Origin of the sequence: Thiomonas sp. (genome assembly GCF_034007205.1) — a bacterium.
GTDB lineage: Bacteria > Pseudomonadota > Gammaproteobacteria > Burkholderiales > Burkholderiaceae_C > Thiomonas.
The window spans coordinates 1-4,389 of sequence record NZ_JAVERI010000041.1 but is presented as its reverse complement, the minus strand read 5'-3'; the positions used below and the strand labels follow the sequence as shown (position 1 = coordinate 4,389).

The window sequence follows — 4,389 nt, the reverse complement described above, 5'->3', positions numbered from 1 at the left end:
GAAAACCCCCCCCCCCCCCCCCCCCCCACAAAACATCGTGAAAACGATACCCATGCGGTTTCGCGTGCATGCCTGGCGTGCGCTGGCCATCGCGGTGAGCTGGATCACTGCGGCCTGGCTGACCGAGCGCTGGTTTCATCTCGGCGGCCTGCCGTTTTCCCTCATCTGGCCGCCCAACGGCATCGCCTATGGTTTTGCCGCCGCCTATGGCATGGCCGCCGTGGCGCCTGCCGCGCTGGGGGTGCTGGTCTGGAATCTGTTCATTCAGCGTCTGCCGCCGACAGGCGCCCTGCTGGGCACGGCCAGTTTCGCGCTGTCGTTGGCGCTGGTCGCCTGGGCGCTGCCGCGCCTGCGCCGCGCGCCAGGCGACGACCGCAGCGCCGTGCGCGACGCCCTGCAGTACTACGGCGTGCTCATCGGCCTGGGCGTCAGCCTGGACACGGCGCTGGGCATCGCGCAGTACGCGCATTCCGCCGCAGGGTCGGCCTTGTCGCTGCCCGATCTGGCGTTCATCTACTGGTTTTCCGGCGTGTTCGGCGTGCTGTTTTTCAGCCGCGCCACGGAACTTGCGGCGCGCGCCATGCAAGCCCGGCTGCGCCCCGGCCCGACGCCACAGCCCCTTCGCGCCCCTGCGCCCTGTCGCCGCGACGAGGCAGCCGTCTGGCTGCTGGCCTGGGCGCTGTTCGTGGCCCTGTGCGTCTGGCTGATCCGCACCGGGTTGGGCGACTACGCGCAAGCGGTGGGCTATCTGAGTCTGCTGCTGCTGGCCGTTGCGATGTTTCGCTTCCGCGCCGGGTTCGCGCACTTCGCGCTGATGCTCATCGGCGTATCGCAGGTTGTGCTGGTCGAACTGAGGTTGGGCGACAGTATGCAAGCCCGGATCGTTTGGGCCGACCAATCGGTGCTGGTCAGCGTCATCGGCGTTTTCGGGCTGCTGGGCATCGCCACCGTGGCACAACAGCGCTGGACACAGCAGCGCTTGGCCAAACAGGCGCAGGAAGATCTGCTCACCGGGCTGCGCAACGATCGCGGTTATGCCCAGGCCATCGCATCCGCGCAGCCGAGCGGCCCGGCCTATCTGCTCGGGGTGGAGATCCAGCGGCGCGAGGCCATCGACGAGCTCGTCGGCCCGCAGCACGCGCAAGACGTGGAGGGCTTCGTGGCCAAAGCGCTGCAAGACTGCTGCCCCGCCGACTGCGCGCTGGCCCGCCTGCACGAAGGCTTTTTCGCGCTGATCTCACCCAGCGAGCAGCAGGCCAGGGTGCAGGCGGAGGCGATCTGGGCCGTGCTCGAAGGCCGCCGCCTGCAGTTCGACGATCAGACCGTCTGGCTGCACGTGGCCGTGGGTGCGACGCCGCTGCGCCCCGATCTGGGCGCCGCCGAGCAGATGGCGCTGCTGGCACTGGCCACGCAGGTGGCGGGCGACCGCTTCGACCACCGCATCCACTTCGCACAGGGCGAAGGCGAATCGCTCATCGAAGCCCGCCGCGCGCAGCGTCGCCTGCTCAGCCAGCTCGAAGCCGCGCTGCACGCCCCGCCGTGGCGAGCCGTCGAAGGCGGGCGCAAAGGGGAGGAGGATGACGGCGATTTTTGCGCCTTCGAGCTTTACGCCCAACCCATCGTCGATCTGCGCGGCAGCAGGCCGCCTTCGTGCGAAATCCTGCTGCGCTGGCGCGTGGGCGGCGAGCTGCGGTCTCCGGCATCGTTCCTGCCGCTGGCCGAGCGCCACGGCCTCATGCCCGCCATCGACCGCTGGGTGCTGCGGCACACCCTCGACATCCTGGCGGGAACCCCGCGGGCGTTCGACCTGCTGGACCATGTGTCGATCAATCTGTCGGGGGCCAGCCTGTCCGATGCGCAACTGCTGGCCGACCTGCGCGACGCCGTGCGGCGCAGCGCAGTGAGCGCGCGCAGGTTGTGCTTCGAAATCACCGAATCGTTCGCCATCCACAACCCCCAGCAGGCCAGGGAGCTGGTGCGCGGGCTGCGCGAAATGGGCGCGGCCCTCTCGCTGGACGACTTCGGCACGGGATTGGCCAGCTTCGCCTATCTCAAGACCTTTGCCTTCGATCAGATCAAGATCGACGGCCTGTTCATCAAAGACCTCGCGCGCTCGGCCCAGGACCAGACCACGGTGGAGGCCATCTGCATGGTGGCGCGCAGCATGGGGCTGCGCACCGTGGCCGAGTTCGTCGAAAACCAGGCCGTCATCGACATTCTGCGCGAAAAAGGCGTCGATGCGGTGCAGGGCTACGGCGTGGGCCGGCCCGAGCCGCTGCTGGCCTTTCTTGGCGGATTGACCGGCCGCGGCAGGCCGTCGGTGCCCGTCTGAGCGCCGCCCGCAGCGGCGCGACGTTTTCTTGAAATCATTCACCCATCCGTTCACAAGGCACAAGGAGACCCCATGCAAACCGACAAACGTTTCAAACTCGATATCCGCCGCAGCCTGCTGCTGCTTTGCGCACTGTTCATCCTCGGGATGGCCGGCATCATCCTGCTCAATATGAGCCGGCTGCAATCGGCCATCCTCACCGAACGCGAATTCATGCTGCGCAACGCCACGCAGACCGCTCTGGGCGTGATCGACTACTACTACCGGCAGACCGAGACCGGCAAGCTGACCACGCAGCAGGCGCAGGCGCAGGCCATGGCTGCGGTCAAGGACATGCGCTATGGCGCCGGGAAGGACGGCTATTTCTGGATCACCACCGACGCCCTGCCGGTGCCGACCATGCTCATGCACCCCACCGTGCACGCGCTCGTCGGCAAGGTGCTCGATGCACCGAAGTTCGACAACGCCACGGCTTACCGTGCGGGCATGGCCGCCCAAACGGTGAAGACCGACGGCAAAATGAATCTCTACACCGCGCAGAACCTCGCCGCCAAAAACCCCGACGGCGGCATTTTCGATTACCGCTTTCCCAAACCGATCGCGGGCGGCGGCGCCACGAAGGAGTCGTTTCCCAAGGTGGCCTACGCCATTGATTTCAAGCCGTGGCATTGGGTGATCGGCACCGGGGTGTATGTGGACGATGTGAGCGCAGCCGCTTGGGCCTACAGCGCCCAGAGCCTCGTCATTTCGGTGATCGCCATCATCCTGCTGGCAGCTTTCGCGCTGCTCGTCACCCGCCGCACCAACGCCTCGATGCGCAACGCCTTCAATGTGTTCAAGCGCTTGGAGCAGGGCGATCTGACCGTGCGCATGGACCGCCGCAGCGACGATGAAATCGGCCAGGTCATGGCCTCGGCGCAGAAGATGATCGAACGCTTCACCCGGACCATCGCCGCGGTGCGCTCGTCTGCCGAACAACTGCTCTCGGCATCGGGCCAGGTCTCAAGCACCTCGCAGAGCATCGCGCAATCGACCTCGCAGCAGGCGGCTTCGGTCGAGCAGACTTCCGCCACGCTGGAGCAGGCCACCGCCTCGATCCGCCAGAACGCCGACAACTCGCGCCTGGCCGACGCCACCGCGCAGCAGGCCGCGCAGCAGGCCAAGGACGGCGGCGCCGCCGTGCAGCAAACGGTCGCCGCCATGCAGGCAATAGCCGAGCGCATTTCCATCATCGACGACATCGCCTACCAGACCAATATGCTGGCTTTGAATGCCGCGATCGAGGCCGCCCGTGCCGGCGAGCATGGCAAGGGCTTTGCCGTGGTCGCCGCCGAGGTGCGCAAGCTGGCCGAGCGCTCTCAGGTGGCGGCCAAGGAGATCGGCGATCTGGCGGCATCCACCGTCAGGCAGGCCGATGCCGCGGGCGGCCTGATCGCGCAGATCGTGCCCGCAGTGAGCAAGAACTCCGATCTGGTGCAGGAAATCTCCGCCGCCTCCGAAGAACTCGCCACCGGGGTGCAGCAGATCAATCAGGCCGTCGCCCAGCTCTCGGCCGTGACGCAGCAGAACGCCTCGGCATCGGAAGAGCTTGCGGCCACGGCCGAAGAAATGAATGCGCAGGCGCAGGCGTTGCAGGAGGCGATGTCGGTGTTTCGTACCGATGAAAGCGGCGCAGCGCGTCAGACTCGCCCGATTGCCGAGCGCCCGCGCCAGCAACCCGCACAGCAGCCCACCGAACCCCGGCAGCCCGCCCCGGCGGGCACGACGCCGGAATTCGTGAAGTTTTAACGCCATGCCGCCCCCTCCCAACCTCCCCCGGCAAGCGGGGGAGGAGAAAAAAAACAGCGCTGCGCAATGCAAAGGTTACCCCTCTTAGCCTTCCCAACAAGTCCGCAAAAGCGCACATCGGCCCCCTCTCCCTCCGGGAGAGGGTCGGGATGAGGGCGAATGAAACTGTCATACCAATCCAAACCTCTAAAAAGATATTTTATATAATATTTTCATAGTTTTATAGATAAAACATCATAAAAATTAAAAATCTAGCATGAAAATCACCC

2 protein-coding genes are annotated in these 4,389 nt (G+C 65.9%); both read left to right on the top strand.

The genetic code is table 11. The features are described from left to right. Positions 1-37 precede the first annotated feature (37 nt). Positions 38-2,332, top strand: a complete 2,295-nt coding sequence (locus tag RBR52_RS15330) for an EAL domain-containing protein (protein ID WP_320378143.1) — start codon at positions 38-40, stop codon at positions 2,330-2,332. A 72-nt stretch (positions 2,333-2,404) separates the two neighbouring features. Continuing rightward, complete coding sequence (locus tag RBR52_RS15325) at positions 2,405-4,120, top strand: methyl-accepting chemotaxis protein (RefSeq protein WP_320378142.1); 1,716 nt, start codon at positions 2,405-2,407, stop codon at positions 4,118-4,120. Positions 4,121-4,389 lie beyond the last annotated feature (269 nt).